We start from the raw sequence: 22938 nt of genomic DNA, 5'->3' as shown, positions 1-22938 counted from the left end.
GGAGATTCGGTGATGCAGGCAGGCAAGTCCGGGGAAGACAGGGCATTCCTGGCGGTGGAGCAGGTCAGCAAGCGCTTTGGCGGCGCTGGCGGCTTCGTGGCGCTGGACGGCGTGTCGCTGTCGGTCGGGCAGGGCGAGCTGTTGTGCCTGCTGGGTCCCTCAGGGTGCGGCAAGACCACATTGCTGCGCATCATCGCGGGGCTTGAGCGCGAGGACGCCGGCCGTATCCACGCCGGTGCGCGTGAGCTGACCGGCCTCCCGCCGCAGGCGCGCGACTACGGCATCCTGTTCCAGTCCTACGCGCTGTTTCCCAACCTGACCGTGGCGCAGAACGTGGCTTATGGTTTGCACGGGCGCGGCATGGGCCGCACGCACCGCGACGCGCGCGTGGCCGAGATGCTCGACCTGGTCGGCCTGTCCGGCAGCGAGCGCAAGTTCCCGGGCCAGCTCTCCGGTGGCCAGCAGCAGCGCGTGGCGATGGCCCGCGCGCTGGCGCCGGCGCCTTCGCTGCTGCTGCTCGATGAGCCGATGTCGGCACTCGACGCCCGCGTGCGCGAACACCTGCGGCTGGAACTGCGCCAGTTGCAGCGCCGCCTGAACATCACCACGGTGATGGTCACCCACGACCAGGAAGAGGCCATGACCATGGCCGACCGCATCGCCGTGATGGATGGCGGGCGCATCGTGCAGGCCGGCACCCCCGCAGAGATCTATGAGCAGCCGGCTTCGGCCTTTGTCGCCGGTTTTGTCGGGCAGGCCAACTGGCTGCCGGGGCGCAGCGCGCAGGCCGGACGCTTCACCGTTGGCGAGGGCAGCCAGGCCGTCGATTTCCTGGTTGGCCCGGCGCAGCCGGCGGCATCCGCCGGCCGGCTGTGCTGCCGCCCGGAAGCCGTGCGGCTGGACCCGGACCCCGCCGAGCCCAACCGGCTGCTGGCGCGCGTGGTCGACCAGACCTACCTGGGCAATCGCTACCGGCTGGCGCTGGAGGCCGATCGCCTGCCGGGGCTGACCCTGTTTGCCGACGTGGCGCGCGAGGCGCGGCACCGGCTGCCCGATGCGGGCGGCCACAAGTTCTGGATTGCGCTGCCGGCGCAAGCGCTGCGGGTGTTTGCATGACGCGCGCGGCCACTGTCGTCCTGCCCGAGGATACGCAAGCCGCATCGCTGCGCGGCACCGGCCTGGCCTCCCGGCTTGCGCACGGTGCGCCCGCCGCGATGAAGTGGATCTGGCTGGCGGCGCTGGCGGTGGGCTTGCTGCTGCCGTTGCTGGCGCTGTTCCGCCAGGCCTGGTTCGATGCCGCGGGCCAGTGGGCGCTGGGCGCGCGCATGGCGGCACTGGTGGCCAGCCCCAACTTCCTGCCGATGCTTGGCCGCAGCCTGGCGGTGTCGCTGGCGGTGGTGGCGCTGGTGGTGCCGCTGGCATTCGGCTTTGCCTATGCGCTGCAGCGTTCCTGCATCGCGCTGCGGCCGCTCTGGCGCGGCATTGCGCTGCTGCCGCTGTTCGCGCCGTCGCTGCTGCCGGCGATCGCGCTGGTCTACCTGTTCGGCAACCAGGGCATCTTCCGCGGCGCCTTCGGGCAGAGCGGCATCTATGGCTTCTGGGGCATCGTGCTGGGCGAGGCCTTCTACACCTTCCCGCATGCGCTGATGGTGCTGGTGGCGACGCTGTCGCTGGCCGACGCGCGCCTTTATGAAGCGGCGCGCGCGATGGGCGCCAGCCCGTGGCGCACCTTCCGCACGGTCACGCTGCCGGGCGCGCGCCAGGGGTTGTTTGCCGCCGCGTGCCTGGTGCTGACGCTGGTGGTCACCGACTTCGGCGTACCCAAGGTGGTGGGCGGCGGCTATCCGGTGCTGGCGCTGGAGGCATACAAGGCGGTAGTCGGGCAGCAGCAGTTCGACCGCGGTGCGCTGATCGGCATGCTGCTGCTGGCGCCCGCACTGCTGACCTTTGCCGTGGACATGGCACTGCAGCGGCGCCAGCGCACGCAGATGGGCAGCCGCGCGCAGGTGTATGTGCCGGCGCCGGAGCGAGGCCGGGACAGTGCGTGCCTGCTGCTGGTGCTGCTGGTCAGCGCCGCGCTGCTGGCGGTGATCGCCACCGCGGTGGGCGCATCGCTGGTCAAGCTGTGGCCGTACAACCTGGGCCTGACGCTGGCGCACTACGACTTCGACAACATGGACGGCGGCGGCTGGCTGGCCTACCGCAACAGCCTGAAGCTGTCGGTGCTGACCGCGCTGGCGGGCACGGCGGCGATCTTCCTGGGCGCCTGGCTGACGTTGCGCACGCGCGGCCCGGCCTGGCTGCACGGCGTGCTGCGCGCGGGCTTCCTGTTGCCGATGGCCGTGCCGGGGCTGGTGCTGGGCCTGGGCTACGTGTTCTTCTTCAACGCGCCCGGCAATCCGCTGCATGCGCTGTACGGGACCATGGCGCTGCTGGTGCTGTGCAACGTGGCGCACTGTTACACCACCGGCCACCTGACCGCGGCCGCGGCGCTGCGCCAGCTCGACACCGAGTTCGAGGCCGCCGCGCTGTCGCTGGGGGTGGCGCCGCTGGTGACGTGCTGGCGCGTGACAGTGCCGGTGTGCCTGCCGGCGCTGCTCGATATCTTCCGCTACCTCTTCGTGTCGTCGATGACCACGGTCTCGGCGGTGATCTTCCTGTACAGCCCCGACACCGTGCTGGCCGCGATCTCGGTGCTGAACATGGACGATGCCGGCGACACCGCGCCCGCTGCCGCGATGTCGACGCTGATCCTGCTGACCTCGGTGCTGGCCGCCTTGCTGCTGCACGCGGTCTCGGCCGGCTGGCTGCGCCGCGCGCAGCGCTGGCGCACTGGCTGACCTTGTTCCACTTCGCCGTACCCACGCCTTCCCGAACGCTGACTGAATCCCAAAGGAGAAACCATGTCCCGCATCCCCCGCATTGCCGCTGCGCTGGCCGCCGTTGCCACGCTGCCGCTGCTGGCCATTCACGCCAGCGCCGCCAGCGCCGCCACCGTGCTGACGGTCTACACCGCGCTTGAAGCCGACCAGATCGCTGCCTACAAGGCCGCGTTCGAGAAGGTGCACCCCGATATCGAGATCAAGTGGGTGCGCGACTCGACCGGCATCGTCACCGCCAAGCTGCTGGCGGAAAAGGCCGCGCCGCGCGCCGACGCGGTGTGGGGCCTGGCCGGCTCCAGCCTGGCGATCCTGGACAAGGAAGGCATGCTCGACCCGTACGCGCCGAAGAACCTGGCCGCCATCGATCCGCAATACCGCAGCCCGGCCAACCCGCCGGCATGGGTCGGCATGGACGTGTGGGGCGCCGCGATCTGCTTCAACACGGTCGAGGCGCAGAAGCTGGGCCTGCCCAAGCCCACCTCGTGGGCCGACCTGACCAAGCCGGTCTACGCGGGCAAGGTGGTGATGCCGCACCCGGCCTCGTCGGGCACGGGCTTCCTCGACGTCAGCGCCTGGCTGCAGATGATGGGCGAGCAGAAGGGCTGGCAGTACATGGATGCCCTGCACAAGAACATCGGCCTGTACACGCACTCGGGCTCCAAGCCGTGCAAGATGGCCGCGCAGGGCGAGTTCCCGATCGGCATCGCGTTCGAGTACCGCGCCATGAAGTCGAAGAAGGAAGGGGCGCCGATCGATATCGTGCTGCCGAGCGAAGGCCTGGGCTGGGACATCGAGGCTACCGCCATCGTCAAGGGCACGAAGAACCTGGACGCGGCGCGCAAGCTGGCCGACTTCTCGGCCTCGCGCGAAGCGATGGCGCTGTATGAGAAGAACTTTGCCGTGCTGGCCGTGCCGGGCATTGCCAAGCCCGACGCGCTGCTGCCCGCCGACTACGAGAAGCGCCTGATCAAGAATGACTTCCGCTGGGCGAGCGACAACCGCGACCGCATCCTGGGCGAATGGAGCAAGCGCTACGAAGGGAAGGCGGAGAAGAAGTAAGGCAGAAAGTCAGGCAAAAGGCGCGCCTGGCGGCGAGGGGCGGACCCGCAGAAACGGGTACGCTCCCCGCAGCCGGGTGGCTGCCCTGGCCGGATCAGGCCTGGTGCGGCAACTCGTCGGCGGCCGCCTGGCCGGAGTGCAGGCGGCGATAGAGCTCGTCGATGCGCTGGCGGCTGGCCTGCAATTCTTCGCGGCCGCGTTCGGTCAGCAGGTAGACCCGGCCGATGCCATCGCGCAGCACGCTTTCCATGTAGCCTTCCATTTGCAGGGCGCGCAGCAGCGGGCGCACTGTGCCGATATCGACCTGGAAGCCGTATTCCAGCAACATGTCGGCCAGCATGGCCACCGTCGCGGGGACTTCGAGCGCAAATTGCAGGACGTAGACGCGGGCCAGCAGGCCCAGGAACTGTCGTTTCATGTCGACTGGCAACGCGGCAGGGGCCGTGCCGGTTGACGCAGGCAAGCTGTCCGGCGCCTGGTTTGCCGGCGTTGTGACGCCGGCAGCGCGGCAATCGGGAGTCCTTCCAGACCTTGCCATGCCGATACGCCGGGCAAGCCGCATTTTGCCCGTCCGGAAAAAAAGAAGCCGCCAGGAGCCCTGGCGGCTTGTCGGGAATGCGTCGGAGGGGTCAATTAACTCTGGCGCAGACCAGAGTTTAATTTAATCGAATGTGGCTTGTCACGCGTTGGCAACAACGCCCCCTCCTGCGTAGGGTGATGATGAAAGCCTGTGGTAAGGAAAGTGGCGCGTTAACGCGGCATTGTGCGCAAAGCACCTCTTAACAGCATCGTAGACTCGTCAACGTCGCTTAAATCTCGGCTCGATCGCATGCTGTCATGTTAGCGACGACGGGGCACATGTCCGAATCCGGCTTGCGGTATGCACGGCGCAGGCGTCAAATCGCGGCAACCCCAACCCGCGCCAGCCTGCCCGGCGCCCTCCGGCTCCCCTGATGAAACCCGCCGATCTTGCCCGTTTGCTCGCCCTGGCCGCCATCTGGGGCGCCAGCTTCCTGTTTATCCGCATCGGCGCGCCGGTGCTGGGACCGTTGCCGACCGCCTTCGTGCGGGTACTGATCGGCGCGCTCGCGCTTGCCGCTTGCCTGCCGCTGCTGCGGCTGCGCTGGGACATGCAGGGCAAATGGCCGGCCGTGCTGGCGCTGGGCGTGGTCAATTCCGGCGTACCGTTCGTGATGTATTCGGTGGCGGCGCTGTGGCTGCCAGCCGGCTACTCGGCCGTGTTCAATGCCATGACGCCGCTGATGGGCGTGCTGATCGGCGCGCTGGCGTTCTCCGAACGGCTCACGCGCGCCAAGGCCCTGGGCGTGATGCTTGGCGTGGCGGGCGTCGCGGTGCTGACCCGCACCGGGCCGGTGGCCTTCTCGACCGAGGTGCTGCTGGGCGCGCTGGCCTGCCTGGTGGCCACCGCCTGCTATGGCCTGGCCGGCTTCCTCGCGCGGCGCTGGATCACGCAGCGCGGCGGCCTCGACAGCCGGCTGGTCGCCGCCGGCAGCATGGTCGGCGCCACCGTGTTCCTGCTGCCCTTCTGCCTTGTCGCGCTGTGGCGCCACAACACGCTGCCCGCTGCCGGCGCCGGCGTCTGGGCCGCGATGCTGGGGCTGGGCGTGCTGTGCACGGCGCTGGCCTACATCCTGTACTACCGCCTGATCGCCGACCTGGGCCCGGTGCGCTCGCTGACCGTGACCTTCCTGATCCCGCCGTTCGGCATCGTCTGGGGCGCGTTGTTCCTGGGCGAGGCGCTGTCGTGGGCGCACGCGGCGGGTGGCGCGCTGATCGGGGTGGCGGTGTGGCTGGTGTTGCGGCCCGTCGCGGGGCCGGCGCCGCAGGGTCGGCCGGTGGTTGGGCGCTGAGGGCGTCGCAGGCCGCTAATTCACGCCTGTGCCGCCGTGCCCGCCGCCACGTTGTATTGCTCGCGCACCATCATCACCACGCGGCGCGCCTGACGCACGTGGCGCACGGCGTCGGCTTCGCTGCGTTCCGGGAAATCGACTTCGGCGCTCCAGTTGCAGCCGGTGTGGTCGGGCCGGTGCACGCACACCGAGCGCAGCTGGCAGTCGTGGCAGCCGGGCTCCTGCCGCAGGCACAGGTTGATCAGGCGTTTCAGTTCAGGCAGCGGTTTGTTCAGGCGCTCCATGGATGGCTCCGTCAGGTGCGCGGCATTCGGGGCAGACGCCGTACAGCACCAGCATGTGCTCGCGCAACACAAAGGCGTTGTCGGCGGCCACCTGGCGCTGGCGTTGCTCGATGCTTTCGTCGCGGAATTCCTCCACGCGGCCGCAGGCGACGCAGATCAGGTGGTCATGGTGGCCACCCTCGTTGAGTTCGAAAACGGCGTGGTCGGATTCGAAGCTGTGCCGCAGCAGGATGTCGGCCTGCACCAGCTGGTTGAGCACGCGGTACACCGTGGACAGCCCCGCATCCTCGTCCTGCGTCAGCAGGATGCGGTAGACGTCTTCCGCGCTGAGGTGGCGCCGGGCGCTGGTGCGGAACACTTCAAGGATGCGCATCCGCGGCGACGTGGCCTTCAGGCCGGCGCGCTTGAGATGGATCGGGTTTGTGTTCTCGGATGACATGGCGGATGGCATTGGCAAGCTGCGGCTGGCGCCCCGCAGTCAGGGCGGCGCCCGGCCTGGCGCCGCATGCGGGTGGCGTCGGTGGCTTGGCGGAATTTCAGGCGGGAAGCACCAGGGCCGCCTGAGCGCTGGCGCCCGCGTCCCTGGTGGCGCGCCGTGCCTGCACGGCGCGCGGAATAAAAAGGTGGCCTGGCTTGTCACCGGAAGACGCGATCGGGAAAGCGGGGTCTGGTTGCTTTCCCGATCTTCCGAAGACTGGCTACTGCCAAACGCTCCGCGTGACGGAGCGGTCCCCACAAAAGTCGGTGTCGAAGGCCGCTGCCGCGGCATCCGGAAATCTGTTGTCCCTGCCAGCGCTGGTCGCCGCCGCGTGCCGCGGTAGCGCCAGCCTGGCCGGCTTGCCGGTCCGCCGGGTGGTGCGCCGTGCGTCAGGCAGTGATCGAATGGTAAATGGGAATCGATCTCATTACAAGAGAAATTTTGTGGGCAGATCGATTATTTTCGGGCGGCAACCTTGCGGCGCGCCGACTCGGGAAGACAGAGGACGCTACCTCGGCCGCCCGCACGATCTGCCGAAGCCTCCACGAAGCCAGGCTCGCGAAGGTACCCACGGGATCGGAAATTCAAAATATTTGAATAACATGTGCTCGAATCGATCACTTTTAGCAAGGCTATGGCCGCTATAGTTCTCTCAGTCGCAGCCAAACGCCAAAGCGACGCCGCGAAACAGATTCAATAAAATTGAATCATATAGAATGGGAGAACGCCATGTCCAACGCCAAGCTCGAAGTCCTGACCCCGCACAACAGCCAGATTATCTTCATCGACCATCAGCCCCAGATGGCCTTCGGCGTGCAGTCGATGGACCGCCAGACCATGAAGAACAACGTAGTCGGCCTGGCCAAGGCGGCCAAGATCTTCGACATCCCGACCACCATCACCACGGTCGAGTCTGACTCGTTCTCGGGCTATACCTACCCCGAACTGCTTGACGTATTCCCGGGCAAGCAGACGCTCGAACGCAGCTCGATGAACTCCTGGGACGACCAGAAGGTGCGCGACGCGCTGGCCGCCAATGGCCGCAAGAAGGTGATCGTCGCCGGCCTCTGGACCGAGGTCTGCAACACCACGTTCGCGCTGAGCGCGATGCTCGAAGGCAACTACGAGATCTACATGGTGGCCGATGCCTCGGGCGGCACCACCAAGGAAGCGCACGACTACGCGATGCAGCGCATGGTGCAGGCCGGCGTGGTGCCGGTGACCTGGCAGCAGGTGCTGCTCGAATGGCAGCGCGACTGGAAGAACCGCGACACGTACGACGCGGTAATGAAGGTGGCCAAGGAACACTCGGGTGCCTACGGCATGGGCGTGGACTACGCCTACACCATGGTCCACAAGGCCGAGCAGCGCACCGCCACGAAGCACGAGTCGCTGGCGCCGGTCCACGCACAGGTGGTCGAGCGCTAACACCGCATTCGCGGGCTGGACGTTCCAAGGGACGTCCAGTCATTTCAGAGGCCGGGCCAACTGCCCACTTCAATCCGGACTGACGATGCCGAGCGTAAAGAAGATTGCCAGCACGTGGGAGCTCACTGCATTTGCTTTTGCGAGCGGATTCCTGAGGCATGCCCATACGTCGTCTTCTCTCGGTATCCTCGCTGGCACGCTAGCGGTGGGCGGATTGGTCGCAGGCCGCGGCTTGAAGCAAGCTCGCGGTCTCAAATGAACAGGAGAACTCCCATGTCCAAACTACCGTTGCTCGAACCCGCCGATTGTGCATTGATCCTCGTGGATGAACAGGCAGGCCTTGCGTTCGCTGCGGGCTCTCAAGACCCCCAGCTTCTGCGCAGTAACGGGCTTGCGGTCGCGAAGACGGCGGTCGCCTTTGACTTGCCGGTTGTGGTCTCCACTTCGGCCTCGAAGGTGTACAGCGGCCCGTTGATGCCGGCTTTTCGGGAAGTGCTGCAAAACGTCACGCCGATCGAACGCCGCAACATGAACCTTTGGGAAGACGATGCGGTGCGCGACGCGATCACGGCTACCGGAAAACGTACCCTGATCATCGCGGGCATGCTGACGGAGGCCTGCGTGAGTTTCCCGGTGCTTTCCGCGCTGTCCGAGGGCTATCAAGTCTGCGTCGTGGCCGATGCTTGCGGTGGACTGACACCGGCAAGCCATGAGCTTGCGCTGCGACGGATGGCTTCAGCTGGCGCAGTCATGACGTCCTGGCTCCAACTCCTTCTCGAATTCCAGCGAGACTGGACTCGCCATGACACCTATGAGAAGGCTCGCGCGATCGTGGTTGAGCATGGCGGTGGGTATGGCACGGGCCTCGCCTATGCGCGTGACATGATTAAACCGACATGAGCGCCCTCAACGTCGGGGCTTAACGCTCTGCGCGCTGCCAAAGTTATTGAGCGGCTTTCCGGGTTGATGCAGCGCGCATACCGCGTGAAAGCTGAGGCGTTTAACGCACTTGCCACGCCGCGAAGCCATCGAGCGGTTTCGCTTTCATCCCGGTGCGACAAGCTTCGGCGGCGAGCGTAGTTCGCACTAGACTGAAGAACGCAGAACTGCCATCCGGATGATCCGGGCAATGCTAAAGCTAGAATGGCGCCTGAAGCTCGCTACTCTGTCCGCCTGTTCGGCGAGTTCCATCTCGACGGCGCCGACGCGCCGATGCCTGACGCGAGTTCTCCCCGCTTGCAGGCGCTGCTTGCCTATCTGATTTTGCATCGGGACGTGCCGCAGTCGCGCCAGCAACTCGCCTTCCTGTTCTGGCCCGATGCCACGCAAGCGCAGGCACGCAACGCATTGCGTCAGCTCCTGTTTCATCTACGCAAGTCATGGCCGCGCGCAGCCCGTTTCGTCCACGCCGACGCGCAAATGGTGCGATGGTTGCCCGATTCCGCATTCGATCTCGATGTCGCGCAGTTCAAGTCGGCCCTGGCCACCGCGGCGCGGGCCGCAAGCAACAATGACGCGGCCACCGAGGAAGAGCTCCTGACGCATGCCGCGGACCTGCATCGGGGCGACCTGCTAGCCAGTTGTTACGATGAATGGATCGCCCCGCAGCGCGATCAGTTGCGCGAAGCGTGCATCGCGGCGCTCGTGCGGCTCAGCCAGTTGAGCGAGGACAGACGCGACTACGCAAAGGCGTTGAAACACTCGCAGCAGTTGCAGCGGCTCGACCCATTGCGCGAACCCACTTATATGGCGTTGATGCGCCTGCATGCGCTGAATCACGATCATGCATCCGCGCTGCGCGCCTATCGCCACTGCGTTGAAATGTTCGCGCGCGAGCTGGGCATCGTGCCTGGTGAGGCCTTGCGTGAGGCCTATGCGCGCCTTGCTGCCCAGGCTGCGCCAACACAGCGTCGACGCCCACGGGACCCCATGCTGTCAATGATCGGACGCCACGACGAATGGCGGCGGCTTCTCGAAGTGTGGCAGCGTAGTCAGCTTGGCGACAAGCAGTTCGCCCTGATCTCGGGCGAGGCGGGTATCGGCAAGTCGCGCCTGGCGGAGGAATTGCTCGTGCACCTTGCCGGGCAAGGCTTCACCACGACGCACTCGCGCGCGTACGCGGCCGAGGGGCAGGTCGCGTTTGCGCCGGTCACCGGCTGGCTGCGCAGCCCCGCCTTGCACGAAGCAATGAGCGGACTCGACAGACTGTGGCTGACCGAAGTCGCGCGCCTGTTGCCAGAGCTGCTGACGCAACAACCCGGCCTGCCTCCGCCCTCCCCACTCACCGAATACTGGCAGCGCCAGCGGTTCTTCGAAGCGCTGGCGCGCGCCGTGCTGGCGACAAACGGGCCGCTGATGCTGTGGCTCGACGATTTGCAATGGTGCGACGCGGAGACGCTTGAATGGCTACGCTTCCTGATGCGCTTCGACGTGAGCGCGAAGCTCCTCGTGGTCGCCACGGCGCGGCATGAAGACATCACGCCCTTGCACGCCGTGAGCCGGCTGCTTGACGCCTTGCGGCGCGACGACCAGCTCACGGAGATGTTGCTGGGCGCGCTGGATGCCGCCGAAACTGCGAAGATCGCGGCGCAGATCATCAATCGGCCGCTGGCCGATGCGGAGGCAAGCCGGCTATTCGAGGAGAGCGAAGGCAATCCCCTGTTCACGGTCGAGATGATGCGCGCCCGGTCCGACACCGCGACGGCCGGTGGCACGCCGCACGGCACGGTCCCGAAGTTGCCACCCAAGGTGTATACGGTGATCTCGAACCGCCTTGCGCAACTGTCGCCTGCCGCGCGCGATATCGTGGGCGTCGCGGCGATCATCGGGCGAGCATTCACCGCCGATGTACTGGCCCAGGCGAGCGACGTGCGCGAGGACGCCCTCACGAATGCGCTGGACGAACTGTGGCAACGAGGCATCGTGCGCCAGCCAGACAGCGGGGGCCTTGCCTTTGACTTCAGCCACGACAAGATCCGGGACGTGGCGTACGCCGAGGTCAATCCGCTGCAACGCCGCCGCCTGCATCAACGCGTGGCACGCGCGCTTGAACAGGCGCCGGGCGATGATCTCGACGCTGCCAGCGCGCAGATTGCCGCGCACTACGAGCAGGCGGGCCTGCCAACCGATTCAGCCGCGTTCTACCGGCGCGCGGCCGGCGTTGCGCAGAGTGTGTACGCCTATGACGATGCCATTGCCCTGCTGCAGCGCGGGCTGGCGCAAGCCGGTCAGATCGTCGATCCGCAAGAGCGCGCCAGGCAGTCGCTGGCATTGCAACTCGACCTTGCGCCGCCGATTCGCATTTCCCGTGGGTGGGCGGCGCCGGCGCTCGACACGCCACTGCGGCGCGCCGTGGAGCTCAGCAGACAGGTGGGCGACTTCGGTCAGCAGGCGCGCGCCCAGCTCAGCCTTGCCTTCTTTCTTGTCGTCAGTGCGGAGCTTGCCCAGGCGCGGAGCCTGAGCGAGGAACTCATCGTGGGATTGGGCAATTCCGGGTCGGGTACCTACGCGTCGATGGCATGGACCAACGTCATGGGGAGCCTGGTCCAGCAGGGTGACTGGGTGGCGGCGGAGCCCGCGTATCAACGCGCGCTCGGCGCTTATGACGAAACCCAGCACGCCGAGCATGTGTCGTTGATGGGCGGAAACTTCGGCGTGCTGGCCTCGGCGTGGTCGGCCCATGCATTCTGGTTCACCGGGCTCGCCGATCAGGCCCTCCGGCGTGGTCGCGAAGCGCTGGAGGTGGCAAACCGGCTGGCACACCCGTTTTCCCAGGCGCTGGCGCTGTCATATCTTGCAACGCAGCATGCCCTGCGCCGGGAGCACGGTCTCACGCTTCACTACGCCCGACAGGCACGTTCGATCGCCGATCAGTACCACGTCGGCTATTACCTCGCCTGGGCTGACCTGCTGCTCGCCTGGGCCAATGCAAAGCAGTCGCCCGGCGCCGACGCTGTGGCGGCCATGCAGGCGGCGATCGAGGGCTTTCATGCCACCGGCGCGCGCCTGCGGCTGTCGCTGTATCTCGGCATGCTGGCGGAATGCCTGGGTGACGTGGGCGAGACCGAGGCCGCGCTTGCGGCGCTGGATCAGGCGCTCCACCATGCGGAGCACACTGGCGAGCACTGGCTGGACGCGGAGCTCTATCGTCTGCGCGGCGACTTGTTGTTGCATCGCAGCGCCAACCTGGCCGAAGCCGAATCGTCGCTGATCAAGGCGATCGAGATCGCTGCCGCCCAACGGGCTCGCCCCCTCGAGCTGCGTGCCGCGCTGTCGCTGGCGGCGTTGCGCGAGCCACGGGAGGGCATCGGTGCGCGCCGGGTGGTCGAGTCGCCGCTCGCCCGATTCGCCGAAGGGTTCGACCAGCCCGACATCGTCCGGGCGCGCGCGTTGCGGGCGCGTTAGTCATGGTTTGACCTTCCGGGCCAGCCGCGTCGGAGATTGGCGCATATAACGCCGCGCCTAACGCCCTTCAAACGCCGAGGTTGCTAAAACTCCTGCATACCGACCGGACAGGAGGCAACCATGGAAGGCGCTCTGAGTGAAACCGTCGCCACCGCGCTGAAGGCGCATTTTCGGGGGCAATTGATTCAGCCTGGCGATGCGGCCTATGACCAGGCACGCGCGGTGTACAACGGCATGATCGACAAGCGCCCGGCACTGATCGCGCGCTGCACGGATGTCGCGGACGTCATTGCGGGAGTGAACGCCGCGCGAGACAGCGGAATGCTGCTGGCCGTACGTGGCGGTGCGCACAATGGCGCGGGGCTCGGCACATGCGATGGCGGACTGGTGGTCGACCTGTCGCCGATGAAAGGCGTGTTTGTCGATCCGAAGCGCAGCACCATTCGGGTTGGTGGCGGCTGCACCTGGGGCGATGTGGACCACGCCGCCAGCGCCTATGGACTGGCGACGCCGAGCGGTTTCATCTCGACCACGGGCGTGGGTGGGCTGACCCTTGGCGGCGGCATTGGCTACCTTAGCCGGGCCTACGGCCTGACGATCGATAACCTGCTCAGCGCCGAGGTCGTTCTGGCCGACGGGCGACTGGTCAATGCCGGCAGCGACGAGAACGCGGACCTGTTCTGGGCGCTGCGCGGCGGTGGCGGCAACTTCGGCGTAATCACCTCATTCGAGTTCAAGGCCCATCCGGTCGGCACCGTCTATGGTGGCCCGATGCTGTGGCCGATGGACCAGGCGCGCGAGTTGATGAAGTGGTGGCGCGATTTCATCCTGACTGCGCCGCAGGACATCAATGGCTGGTTCGGCTTTGTGACGGTGCCGCCCGGGCCGCCGTTCCCCGAGTCTGTCCACCTGCAGAAGATGTGCGCCGTGGTGTGGTGCTACACCGGTCCACTCGATCAGGCCGAGGCGCGCTTCAAGCCGATTCGCGACGCCATGCCGCCAGCGGTGGACTTTGCCGGCCCCATTCCCTGGCCGGTCTTGCAGAGCCTGTTCGACGCGCTGTATCCGCCTGGCCTGCAGTGGTACTGGAAAGCCGACTTCGTGAGCGACCTGAGCGACAAGGCCATCGACCTGCACATCAAGTATGGGCACCAGTTGCCGTCGATGCACTCGACCATGCACCTGTATCCCATCAACGGCGCGGCGCACCGAGCGGGCCCCAATGACACCGCGTTCAGCTACCGCGATGCGAGCTTCGCCAGCGTGATTGTCGGCGTCGATCCCGACCCGGCCAACAACGACCGCATCGTGCAGTGGGCCAGGGACTACTGGCTGGCGCTGCATCCGCACTCGGCTGGCGGCGGCTACATCAACATGATGATGGACGAAGGCAACGACAACGTGAAGGCTGCCTATCGCGACAACTATGAGCGACTGGCGGAGATCAAGCGCAAGTACGACCCTGCAAACCTGTTCCGCGTGAACCAGAACATCAGGCCCGCCTGAGGGGGGACCGAAGGTTGCGGCTGCTGAAATCATCGTGGGACTCGCCGCCCTGATTCCCGGCGACTCCCACTCCCCTTGCCTGCCGGAATCGCGAGGAGAAGTTCATGAGCAAACTGGTTTGCGCCGGGCTCGCAGCCCTGGTGCTGTTCACTGCCTGCACTGACGCCGGGAGGGGCGTGGACTGTGCCGGCGGCATATCGATGGGTGGGTTGGGTGCAATGGAAGCGCTGGGTGAGGTGGCTGGCGCGGCTTTCCCGATCAACGGTGGGCAGTTTTCGCTCTATCTGTTGCGATAGGCCTGGCCCTGCGAGAGACCGATAAAGAAGGCGTGACCGTTTCGGGTCGTCCCCGGCGCGGCGAACAGGCGGTCGTTCACCTGCGTTGCGCCAACGCCCCGGAAAAATGCATTATAAATCACAAAAAATGGGGCGACAAAGACGTCGGAGTGGGACCCGCCCGGGGCTCGCGAATGTCGCGATCAGCTGCCGGCGCCGGTCGCCGGCGCGTCGCGGGACAGGCCGAGTATCCAGTTGCGGAATGCCGCCAGTGCCTCTGACTCGGGACGGCCTTCCGGGTAGGCGAAGTAATAGCCCTGCTGCTCGTCCAGCATGCCCGCCAGCGGGATCACCAGTTGGCCGGTCTGGAGCTCGCGCTCGATCAGCAGGCGCGGTGCCAGGCCGATGCCAAGCCCGGCCGCGGCGGCCGCCGTCATCATGGTGAACAGTTCGTAGCGCGGCCCGCGCGAGGCGGCCAGGTCGTACGGCCAGCCCTGCGCCGCGTACCAGTCGCGCCAGGCATTGGCGCGCGTGCTCAGGTGCAGGTGGCGGCAGCGTGCCAGGCTGGCGGCGTCGGCCACGGGATATTCCGCCAGGAAAGCGGGGCTGCACACCGGCACCATGCCGCCTTCGCGGAAGATCACACCGCCGCGCGTGCCGGGCCAGAACTGGTCGCCAAAGTAGATCGCCGCGTCATAGGCGCATTCCTGGAACGAGAACGGCTGCGAGCGCGCCGACAGGTTGACCGTCACGTTGGGGTGGCGCCGGGCAAAGTCCGGCAGGCGCGGGATCAGCCACTGGGTGGCAAAGGTGGGCACCACCGCCAGTTCCAGCGTGTAGCCCATGGCGCGGCCGGTGGTGATCTCCAGCGTGTCGCGCTGCAGGTGGTCCAGGTGCCGGCGGATGCGCGCGGCGTACTCGCGCCCGGTATCGGTCAGCACCAGGCGCCGGCGCACGCGCGTGAACAGCGCCACGCCCAGGCGCTGCTCCAGCTGAGCCACCTGCCGCCCCACCGCGCTGTGCGTCAGCGCCAGCTCGGCGGCGGCGCGGGTAAAGCTGCCCAGCCGTGCCGAGGCTTCGAAGGCCTGCAGCGCGCCCAGGTTGGGGATGTCGTTTCTCATGGGACGGCGGGGGAAGGAAGGCCGACAGTATAAACAGCGCCGGCGGGCCGCATCGCTGCGCCGCTTGTGCGCCGCACGCACAACGTTGTGCGCAATGCGCGCTTGTGCGCGCCATGGGGGCGCCCCTATCCTGCCCCGCGGATCGTCGCCAGCCCGGCGGCCATCCCAGTGCTCACCTGATTGCGCCCATGACCGCCAATATCTCCGCCCTCCTCACCGCCAACACCGGCGCCGCCCGCGCGGCGCAACTGCTCGCGCTGGTTACCTTGCCCGCAGCGCTGCCGCAAGGCCCGCAGGGCCGCGCCTCCCGCGCAGAAATCGCCCAGGCCCTGAACATGGTGCTGTTCGGCGGCATCCTTGAGCGCGTGCCGACTGGCCGCGCCTACACCGACGACGTCGCCGCCGCCGGCGCCAAGGTCACCTTCGACCACGGCGCGCTGCGCACGGTCAAGTGGCGCGACAACGGCGCGCTGCCCGAAGGCGAGGCCGCCTTCACCCGCATCCTGCGCCCGCTCGGCTACGTGCTCAACGGCACCTATCCGCTGGACCGGATCGGCATGACCGGCCGCTCCTATGCGCATGCCGACGCGCCGGAGGAAATCGCCCAGTTCTTCCTCAGCGAGTTCCATCCCGAACGCTTCAGCGATGGTTTCCGCGCCGCCGTCAGCCGCGTCACCGGCAGCTCCGCCGACCCGCTCACGCCGCGCGCGCAGACCCTGCTGTGGCAACTGGAGCGCGACGGCGCCCTGGACCTGGCCGCTGGCGCCGAGCTGGTCGGCCTGCTGGTGCCGTGCTTCGCGCGCCAGCACGCCATGCCGAGCCTGGCCGACTATGAAATGCTGCTCGCCGAATCGGCCGAGATGGCCTGGATCGCCACCGAGGGCAATGCCTTCAACCACGCCACCGACCGCGTCGACGACGTATTCGCGCTGGCCGAGCGGCAGAAGCAGCTGGGCCGGCCGATGAAGGACAAGGTGGAGGTGTCGCGCAGCGGCCGCGTCAGGCAGACCGCGTTCCGCGCGGATACGGTGCGCCGCGCCTTTGTCGGCGCGCAGGGCGAGACGGTGGAGCGGGACGTGCCGGGATCGTTCTACGAGTTCATCACGCGCGACCGCTTTGCCGAGGAAGCGGCGGCGCCGCAGCGCTATGACCTGGGGTTTGATGCGGGCAATGCGCAGGGGATCTTCAAGATGACGGCGGCGGCGTGCTGAGGCGGTGACAGAGGAGGGCGCGGGCGCGTGGATGCGCCAGCCCTCTCCCGCAAGCGGGAGAGGCAAGCCAACCGCATTACCCCACCCGCTTCGCCGATATCACCGCCTCGGCCACACTGGCCGGCGCCTCGGCATAGTGCTTGAACTCCATCGTGAACGTCGCACGCCCCTGCGTCAGCGAGCGCAGCGTGGTGGAGTAGCCGAACATGGTCGCCAGCGGCACCTCGGCGCGCACGATCTTGCCGCCGCCACCGGCGATGTCTTCCATGCCGTGCACCATGCCGCGCCGCGATGACAGGTCGCCCATCACGTTGCCGGTGAATTCCTCGGGCGTCTCCACTTCGACCGCCATCATCGGCTCCAGCAGTATGGGCCTGGCCCGGCGCATGCCCTCCTTGAACGCCATCGAGCCGGCCATGCGGAACGCGTTCTCGTTCGAGTCCACGTCGTGGTACGAGCCGAATACCAGCGTGGCCTTGATGTCGACCACCGGGTAGCCGGCCAGCACGCCCGCCTGCAAGGTCTCGCGGATGCCCTTGTCCACCGCGGGGATGAACTCGCGCGGCACCACGCCGCCCTTGATGGCATCGACGAACTCGTAGCCGCCGCCATGTGGCATCGGCTCCAGGTTGAGCACCACGTGGCCATACTGGCCGCGCCCGCCCGACTGCTTGATGAACTTGCCTTCCACGTCCTTGGCCGGCTGGCGGATGGTCTCGCGGTAGGCCACCTGCGGCTTGCCGACCGAGGCCTCCACGCCGAACTCGCGCCGCATGCGGTCGACCAGGATTTCCAGGTGCAGCTCGCCCATGCCGGAGATGATGGTCTGGCCGGATTCCTCGTCCGTGGTCACGCGGAAGGACGGGTCCTCCTGCGCCAGCCGGTTCAGCGCAATGCCCATCTTCTCCTGGTCGGCCTTGGTCCTGGGCTCGACCGCCTGCGAGATCACCGGTTCCGGGAAGCTCATGCGTTCCAGGATGATGACCTTGTCGGGATCGCACAGCGTGTCGCCGGTGGTGGCTTCCTTCAGGCCCACCGCCGCGGCGATGTCGCCGGCGCGCACTTCCTTGATCTCCTGGCGCACGTTGGCGTGCATTTGCAGGATGCGGCCCAGGCGCTCGCGCTTGCTCTTGAGCGGGTTGTAGACGGTGTCGCCGGACTTGACCACGCCCGAGTAGACGCGGAAGAAGATCAGCTGGCCGACGAAGGGGTCGGTCATGATCTTGAACGCCAGGGCGGCGAACGGCTCGTCGTCGTTGGGATGGCGCTCGGCCTGGCGGTCGTCCTCGGTATGGCCAAGGATGGCCGGCACGTCGGCGGGCGACGGCAGGTAGTCGATCACCGCGTCCAGCATGCTCTGCACGCCCTTGTTCTTGAAGGCGCTGCCGCACAGCATCGGCACGATCTCGTTGGCGATGGTGCGCTTGCGCAGGCCGTGCTTGATCTGCTCTTCGCTCAGCGGCTCGCCGGACAGGTACTGGTGGAGCAGCGTCTCGTCGGCCTCGGCGGCGGCCTCGACCATCTTGTCGCGCCATTCCTGCGCGGTGGCGACAAGATCGGCCGGAATGTCCTGGTATTCGAAGCGCACGCCCTGGCTGGCATCGTCCCAGACGATGGCCTTCATCTTGACCAGGTCGACCACGCCCTGGAAATGGTCCTCGGCGCCCAGCGGAATCTGGATCGGCACGGCTCGGCCCTTGAGACGGTCGGCGATCTGGGTCTGCACGCGGAAAAAGTCGGCGCCGACGCGGTCCATCTTGTTGACGAAGGCGATGCGCGGCACGGCGTACTTGTTGGCCTGGCGCCAGACGGTCTCGGACTGCGGCTGCACGCCGCCGACGGCGTCGTAGACCATGCAGGCGCCGTCCAGCACGCGCATGGAGCGCTCGACTTCGATGGTGAAGTCGACGTGTCCCGGCGTATCGATGATGTTGATGCGGTGTTCGGGGTAGTTGCCGGCCATGCCCTTCCAGAAGGCCGTGGTGGCGGCCGACGTGATGGTGATGCCGCGCTCCTGCTCCTGCTCCATCCAGTCCATGGTGGCCGCGCCATCGTGCACTTCGCCCAGCTTGTGGTTGACGCCGGTATAGAACAGGATCCGTTCGGTCGTCGTGGTCTTGCCGGCGTCGATATGCGCGCTGATGCCGATATTGCGGTAGCGCTCGATAGGGGTCTTGCGAGGCACAGTGTTCTCCATGGATGAAACACGCCGGAATAGAGTAGCACCACTGGCCGTTTCCCGTTGCCCCTGCCGTGTGCAGGGACAGCCCGCGGCAGCCCCCGGGGGGGGGCCGCGCGTCTGAGGCCGGCCTAGGATTTCGCTGCAGCCGATGCGGATTCCTCCCATCCTGCGCGCGCCTGCGGCTCCCTATACTGGCGTTGCTTCGCGCACCGGCGTGCGCCGCCCCGGCTATCCCATGCCCGCTTGGGGATGCTTCCTCGGCCGATGCTTCCTCGAACCACGGACCCACGCATGACAACCATCCTGATCGTTGACGACCATCCGGCGATGCGGCTGGTGCTCCGGCACCACCTCTTGCAGCTGCTTGGCGTCGACGAGGTGATCGAGGCGGACAACGGGCAATGTGCCATCGAGATGGTGCGTGCGCGTACGCCCGACCTGGTGCTGCTCGACCTCGACATCCCGCGCTCCAGCGGGCTGGACGTGGCGCCGCGCCTGCGGGTGATCCATCCGCAGGTGCGCATCCTGGTGGTGACGGCGCTGGACCCGGCGGTGTTCGTCAGCCGCTCGTGGCAGGCGGGCGCACAGGGCTTTGTCAGCAAGACGCAGGACATCAAGGAGATCCTGCGCGCGGTCGAGGCGGTGCTGGCCGGCTACACCGTCTTCCCGGTGCTGGGCCGCGGCGGCGCACCGCGCCAGTCCATGTCGGCCGACGACGAGGTGCTGCGGCGGCTGTCCGACAAGGAACTGGTGGTGCTGCAGATGCTGGCGCGCGGCATGTCATACAAGGCCATCAGCGCCAGCCTCTTTATCAGCAACAAGACCGTCAGCAGCTACAAGGCCCGCATCATGGGCAAGCTGCAGGTGTCGTCGCTGGTGGAGCTGGTCGACTTTGCGCGCCGGTGCCGGCTGACGCCATAGCGGCCAGGGCGCCGGGCCGCATTCCTTATTGGACATCGTATGACATGACGGGCCAAGCACGTAGCCCGGCGTACCTGCCCGCCTCAGCCCTGCGCGCCGGCCGAACCCGAAGCCTTGCGCAGCCGCTCGCGGCTGTTGGTCAGGTGCATGCGCATGGCCGCCTTGGCGCCGTCCGGGTCGCGGCGCTCGATCGCGTCGTAGATGTTCTCGTGCTCGATGCTGACGCGCTCCAGGTACTGCACACGCTCGGGCGTGCTGACTTGCAAGCGGCTGCGCGGGATCACCATGGTGCCCAGGTGGCCCATGATGTCGGTGAAATAACGGTTGCCGGTGGCGCGCGCGATGGCCAGGTGGAAGGCGAAGTCGCTCTCCACGGCGTCATTGCCGGCGCCGGCGCTGCGCTTGAGTTCATCCAGCGCCTGGCGCATCGCGGCCAGTTGCTCGTCGGTACGGCGCGTGGCGGCCAGGCCCGCGGCCTCGGCTTCCAGGCTGACGCGGAATTCCAGCATCGCCATCACATCCATCGCCGTCCCCAGCGCGTCCGGCCCGATACGGAAGGGCGAGGGCGCTTCGGCCGCGCGCGCCAGCACGAAGGTGCCGATGCCGTGGCGTGTCTCCACCAGGCCACTCGCCTGCAGCCGCGACAGCGCTTCGCGCACCACGGTGCGGCTGACTCCCATCGACGCCATGATCTCCGACTCGGTCGGCAGCTTGTCGCCGGGTTTGAGGTGGCCCTGGCGGATCTCTTCGCCGAGGGCTTGCACGACTTCCTCGGCAAGCGTGCGGCCACGGCGGCGCAGCGGGAGGGAAGTGACGGGCGGGGTGGATTGGGCGTTCGGCATGGCGGGTGCGTACGAAACCGGGCGGGGTTTCCCGGACTTGACCGGTTCGAGATGGCCTCATTATACTTGGTTATCAGTTATACGATGACAGATAACATGCGTTGCGATGCCGCGGCGATGGAGTTCCTGATCCCGGGCTGAAAGTTCAACGACAAGGCGCCCTGCATGGTGCGCTGGCGTGGTACCGGCGACGACGCCAGCCGGCCGGCGCCGTTATCGGGACGGCCGGCTCATCCAATAAAGACACTGCAGGAGACAACGATGTACCCCATCCAACGCCAGGGCGCCCTGCGCCTGCACCACTGGCTGCGCGCGCTCGCGCTCGGCTCGGCTGTCACGGTGGCGGCCCTGACCGTCAGCGCCGCCGCCATTGCCGCGCCACAGGACTGGCCGCAACGCCCGGTATCGGTCGTGGTGCCGTTCCCGCCGGGCGGCTCCAGCGACGCCATCGCCCGCATGCTGACCGTGCCGCTCAATGAAAAGCTGGGCCAGCCCTTTGTCATCGACAACCGCCCCGGCGCAACCGGCGCCATTGGCGCCACCTTCGTCAAGCGGGCGCCGGCGGACGGCTACACCATGATGGTGGCGTCGATCGGCGTCTATGCCGTGAACCCGTTCCTGCAGAAGAACCTGGCCTATGACCCGGCCAGGGACTTCGACCTGCTGACCGTGGCAGTGCGCGCGCCCAACGTGCTGGTGGCCAATCCGCGGTTCCCGGCCAACACGCTGCAGGAACTGGTGGCCTACATGAAGAAGAATCCGGGCAAGGTCAGCTTTGCCACGTCCGGCGCGGGCTCGTCCGACCACCTGACCGCGGCGCTGTTCTGGCAGAAGAGTGCCACCGACGGTCTCCATGTTCCCTACAAGGGCGGCGGCCCGGCCATCAGCGACCTGCTTGCCGGCCAGGTCGACGTGTCGTTCCAGAACATCAACGCGGTGCTGCAGCACATCCGCGCCGGCAAGCTCAAGGCGATGGCGGTGACCTCCGACAAGCGCTCGCCGGTGCTGCCCAATGTGCCGACCATGGCCGAGGCCGGCGTCAAGGATGTGGAGGTGTATTCGTGGCAGGGCGTGGCCGCGCCGCGCGGCCTGCCGCCCGAGGTGAAGAGCCGCCTGCATGGTGCGCTGGTGTCCTCGCTGAACGACCCGAAGATGCGCCAGAAGCTGTCCGAGAACGGCTTCGAGGTGGTGGCCAACACGCCCGAGCAGTTCCACCAGTTCGAGGCGCAGGAGCTGCAGCGCTGGAAGACCGTGATCGAGAAGGGCAAGATCGCGCTGGACTGACGCCGCCGCGCTGAGTCTGCACACTGAAGCACCGACCGCACCGACCGCGCCGACCGCGCCGGCCGTGCACGCCTGGCGTGCCGCGCCGGCGCGCGCCATCCACAGGAGACAACAGCATGACCCAGGGACGCCGCAACTTCCTCAGGCAATCCTCCGCGCTGGCGGCCGGCCTGGCCGCCGGCCCGCTCGCGGGCCTGTCATCGGCGGCGCACGCCGCGCAGGACTGGCCCACCCGCCCGATCCGCCTGGTAGTGCCGTACACCGCCGGCGGCTCGTCGGACATCATCGCGCGCCTGATCAGCAAGCAACTGGGCGATGCGCTGGGCCAGTCGGTGGTGGTGGACAACCGCCCGGGCGCCAACGGCAACGTCGGCGCGGCACTGGTCGCGCAGGCCACCGACAACCACACGCTGATGCTGTGCGATATCGGCGCCCTGGCGATCAGCCCGTCGGTCTATACCAGGCTGACATTCAATATTGCCAAAGACCTCAAGCCGGTATCCATGCTGGCCTACTCGCCGCACCTGCTGGTGGTGCATCCGTCGGTGCAGGTAACCAGCCTGAAGGAACTGGTGGCGCTGTCGCAGCGCAGCCAGCTCAACTTCGCCGTGACCGCTATCGGCAGCGCGCCGCACCTGGCCGGCGTGGCAGTGGAGCAGGCCACCGGCGCGAAGTGGCAATACGTGCCGTACAAGGGCGGTTCGCAGGCCATTGCCGATACCGTGGGCGGCAGTGCCCAGGTGCTGATGAACGGCATGCTGGCCACGCTGCCGCATGTGCAGTCGGGCAAGCTCAAGCTGATCGCCCAGTCCAAGCGCACGCGCATGCCGCTGCTGCAGAACGTGCCGACCATCGCCGAGCAGGGCGTGCCGAATTTCGAGTCGGGAACGTGGCAGGGCGTGATGGCGCCGGCCAGCATGTCGGATGCGATGGTGGCGCGCATCAGCGGCGAGCTGATCCGCATCATCCGCGCGCCGGAACTGCGCGCGCAGCTGGTGGCCCAGGGGGCGGAAGTGGTGACGATGACGCCGGGTGAGACCGGCAAGTTCTTTGTTGCCGAGCAGGCGCGGTGGGCGGGGGTGGTCAGGCAGGCGGGGATCAGGCTGGACGCTTGAGCGTCCGCCCAGGGCGGCGGCAAGTTTCCAGCGCGCCGGCGCGCGACTGTCCAACAGCCCCGCACAATGCGGGGC

19 protein-coding genes are annotated in these 22938 nt (G+C 67.2%); 13 read left to right on the top strand and 6 right to left on the bottom strand.

Features of this window, described 5'->3' with window-relative positions; genetic code table 11:
* Positions 1-12: 12 nt before the first annotated feature.
* The 3 genes from ACZ5MJ_RS25575 to ACZ5MJ_RS25565 all read left to right on the top strand — a co-directional run bounded on the left by ACZ5MJ_RS25575 (position 13) and on the right by ACZ5MJ_RS25565 (position 3941).
* Positions 13-1116 carry a putative 2-aminoethylphosphonate ABC transporter ATP-binding protein gene (locus tag ACZ5MJ_RS25575; protein ID WP_432261585.1) on the top strand — a complete coding sequence of 368 codons (1104 nt, stop codon included), beginning with the start codon at positions 13-15 and terminating at the stop codon, positions 1114-1116.
* On the top strand, positions 1113-2840 hold the full coding sequence (locus ACZ5MJ_RS25570; protein ID WP_464226485.1) for a putative 2-aminoethylphosphonate ABC transporter permease subunit: 1728 nt from the start codon (positions 1113-1115) through the stop codon (positions 2838-2840). Before ACZ5MJ_RS25575 ends, ACZ5MJ_RS25570 begins: the two co-directional genes overlap by 4 nt.
* Before the next feature lie 63 nt (positions 2841-2903).
* The gene (locus ACZ5MJ_RS25565; RefSeq protein WP_464226484.1) at positions 2904-3941 is read left to right on the top strand and encodes a putative 2-aminoethylphosphonate ABC transporter substrate-binding protein; all 1038 of its coding nucleotides are present in this window, start codon (positions 2904-2906) and stop codon (positions 3939-3941) included.
* A 94-nt stretch (positions 3942-4035) separates the two neighbouring features.
* Here ACZ5MJ_RS25565 and ACZ5MJ_RS25560 read toward each other — a convergent pair whose 3' ends face one another.
* Positions 4036-4359 (bottom strand): PadR family transcriptional regulator, encoded by a 324-nt coding sequence (locus tag ACZ5MJ_RS25560; protein WP_464226483.1) that lies wholly within the window; start codon positions 4357-4359, stop codon positions 4036-4038.
* A 535-nt stretch (positions 4360-4894) separates the two neighbouring features.
* On the opposite strand from ACZ5MJ_RS25560, the gene ACZ5MJ_RS25555 reads away from it, so the two are divergent.
* Positions 4895-5812 (top strand): DMT family transporter, encoded by a 918-nt coding sequence (locus ACZ5MJ_RS25555; protein ID WP_464226481.1) that lies wholly within the window; start codon positions 4895-4897, stop codon positions 5810-5812.
* A 20-nt stretch (positions 5813-5832) separates the two neighbouring features.
* Here the strand turns inward: ACZ5MJ_RS25555 and ACZ5MJ_RS25550 are convergent, their stop codons facing one another.
* Together ACZ5MJ_RS25550 and fur are read right to left on the bottom strand one after the other, a co-directional pair.
* Positions 5833-6096 (bottom strand): hypothetical protein, encoded by a 264-nt coding sequence (locus ACZ5MJ_RS25550; protein WP_464226480.1) that lies wholly within the window; start codon positions 6094-6096, stop codon positions 5833-5835.
* Positions 6068-6535, bottom strand: coding sequence for a ferric iron uptake transcriptional regulator (gene fur / locus ACZ5MJ_RS25545; RefSeq protein ID WP_464226479.1), 468 nt, complete (start codon positions 6533-6535; stop codon positions 6068-6070). The genes ACZ5MJ_RS25550 and fur overlap by 29 nt, the downstream gene beginning before the upstream one ends.
* Before the next feature lie 768 nt (positions 6536-7303).
* Here fur and ACZ5MJ_RS25540 point away from each other — a divergent pair.
* The 5 genes from ACZ5MJ_RS25540 to ACZ5MJ_RS25520 all read left to right on the top strand — a co-directional run bounded on the left by ACZ5MJ_RS25540 (position 7304) and on the right by ACZ5MJ_RS25520 (position 14208).
* Positions 7304-8002, top strand: coding sequence for a hydrolase (locus ACZ5MJ_RS25540; protein ID WP_464226478.1), 699 nt, complete (start codon positions 7304-7306; stop codon positions 8000-8002).
* Positions 8003-8275: 273 nt separating this feature from the next.
* Positions 8276-8902: a hydrolase gene (locus ACZ5MJ_RS25535; protein WP_464226477.1), complete on the top strand. Its 627-nt coding sequence runs from the start codon at positions 8276-8278 to the stop codon at positions 8900-8902.
* Positions 8903-9145: 243 nt separating this feature from the next.
* Positions 9146-12406 carry an ATP-binding protein gene (locus ACZ5MJ_RS25530; RefSeq protein WP_464226476.1) on the top strand — a complete coding sequence of 1087 codons (3261 nt, stop codon included), beginning with the start codon at positions 9146-9148 and terminating at the stop codon, positions 12404-12406.
* A gap of 120 nt (positions 12407-12526) precedes the next feature.
* Positions 12527-13912, top strand: coding sequence for an FAD-binding oxidoreductase (locus tag ACZ5MJ_RS25525; protein ID WP_464226475.1), 1386 nt, complete (start codon positions 12527-12529; stop codon positions 13910-13912).
* Between the two features lie 104 nt (positions 13913-14016).
* The gene (locus tag ACZ5MJ_RS25520; protein WP_464226474.1) at positions 14017-14208 is read left to right on the top strand and encodes a hypothetical protein; all 192 of its coding nucleotides are present in this window, start codon (positions 14017-14019) and stop codon (positions 14206-14208) included.
* A gap of 182 nt (positions 14209-14390) precedes the next feature.
* On the opposite strand, the gene ACZ5MJ_RS25515 is transcribed toward ACZ5MJ_RS25520, so the two are convergent.
* Complete coding sequence (locus ACZ5MJ_RS25515; protein WP_464226473.1) at positions 14391-15308, bottom strand: LysR substrate-binding domain-containing protein; 918 nt, start codon at positions 15306-15308, stop codon at positions 14391-14393.
* A gap of 188 nt (positions 15309-15496) precedes the next feature.
* On the opposite strand from ACZ5MJ_RS25515, the gene ACZ5MJ_RS25510 reads away from it, so the two are divergent.
* Entirely contained in the window at positions 15497-16519 is a 1023-nt protein-coding gene (locus tag ACZ5MJ_RS25510; RefSeq protein WP_464226472.1) for a 2-oxoadipate dioxygenase/decarboxylase family protein, read from the top strand.
* A gap of 76 nt (positions 16520-16595) precedes the next feature.
* On the opposite strand, the gene fusA is transcribed toward ACZ5MJ_RS25510, so the two are convergent.
* Positions 16596-18704, bottom strand: a complete 2109-nt coding sequence (gene fusA, locus ACZ5MJ_RS25505; protein ID WP_464226471.1) for an elongation factor G — start codon at positions 18702-18704, stop codon at positions 16596-16598.
* A 288-nt stretch (positions 18705-18992) separates the two neighbouring features.
* Between fusA and ACZ5MJ_RS25500 the strand changes: the two genes are divergently transcribed.
* The gene (locus ACZ5MJ_RS25500; protein ID WP_464226470.1) at positions 18993-19622 is read left to right on the top strand and encodes a response regulator; all 630 of its coding nucleotides are present in this window, start codon (positions 18993-18995) and stop codon (positions 19620-19622) included.
* Positions 19623-19705: 83 nt separating this feature from the next.
* On the opposite strand, the gene ACZ5MJ_RS25495 is transcribed toward ACZ5MJ_RS25500, so the two are convergent.
* A complete protein-coding gene (locus ACZ5MJ_RS25495; protein ID WP_464226469.1) occupies positions 19706-20464 on the bottom strand; it encodes a FadR/GntR family transcriptional regulator in 759 nt (252 codons plus the stop codon).
* A 261-nt stretch (positions 20465-20725) separates the two neighbouring features.
* On the opposite strand from ACZ5MJ_RS25495, the gene ACZ5MJ_RS25490 reads away from it, so the two are divergent.
* Together ACZ5MJ_RS25490 and ACZ5MJ_RS25485 are read left to right on the top strand one after the other, a co-directional pair.
* The gene (locus ACZ5MJ_RS25490) at positions 20726-21748 is read left to right on the top strand and encodes a Bug family tripartite tricarboxylate transporter substrate binding protein (RefSeq protein WP_464226467.1); all 1023 of its coding nucleotides are present in this window, start codon (positions 20726-20728) and stop codon (positions 21746-21748) included.
* A gap of 116 nt (positions 21749-21864) precedes the next feature.
* Positions 21865-22863, top strand: a complete 999-nt coding sequence (locus ACZ5MJ_RS25485) for a Bug family tripartite tricarboxylate transporter substrate binding protein (RefSeq protein WP_464226466.1) — start codon at positions 21865-21867, stop codon at positions 22861-22863.
* The last annotated feature ends 75 nt before the right edge of the window (positions 22864-22938 follow it).

It is taken from the genome of Cupriavidus sp. LA-1 (assembly GCF_055385985.1).
This window is presented reverse-complemented; position numbering and strand designations above follow the sequence as displayed.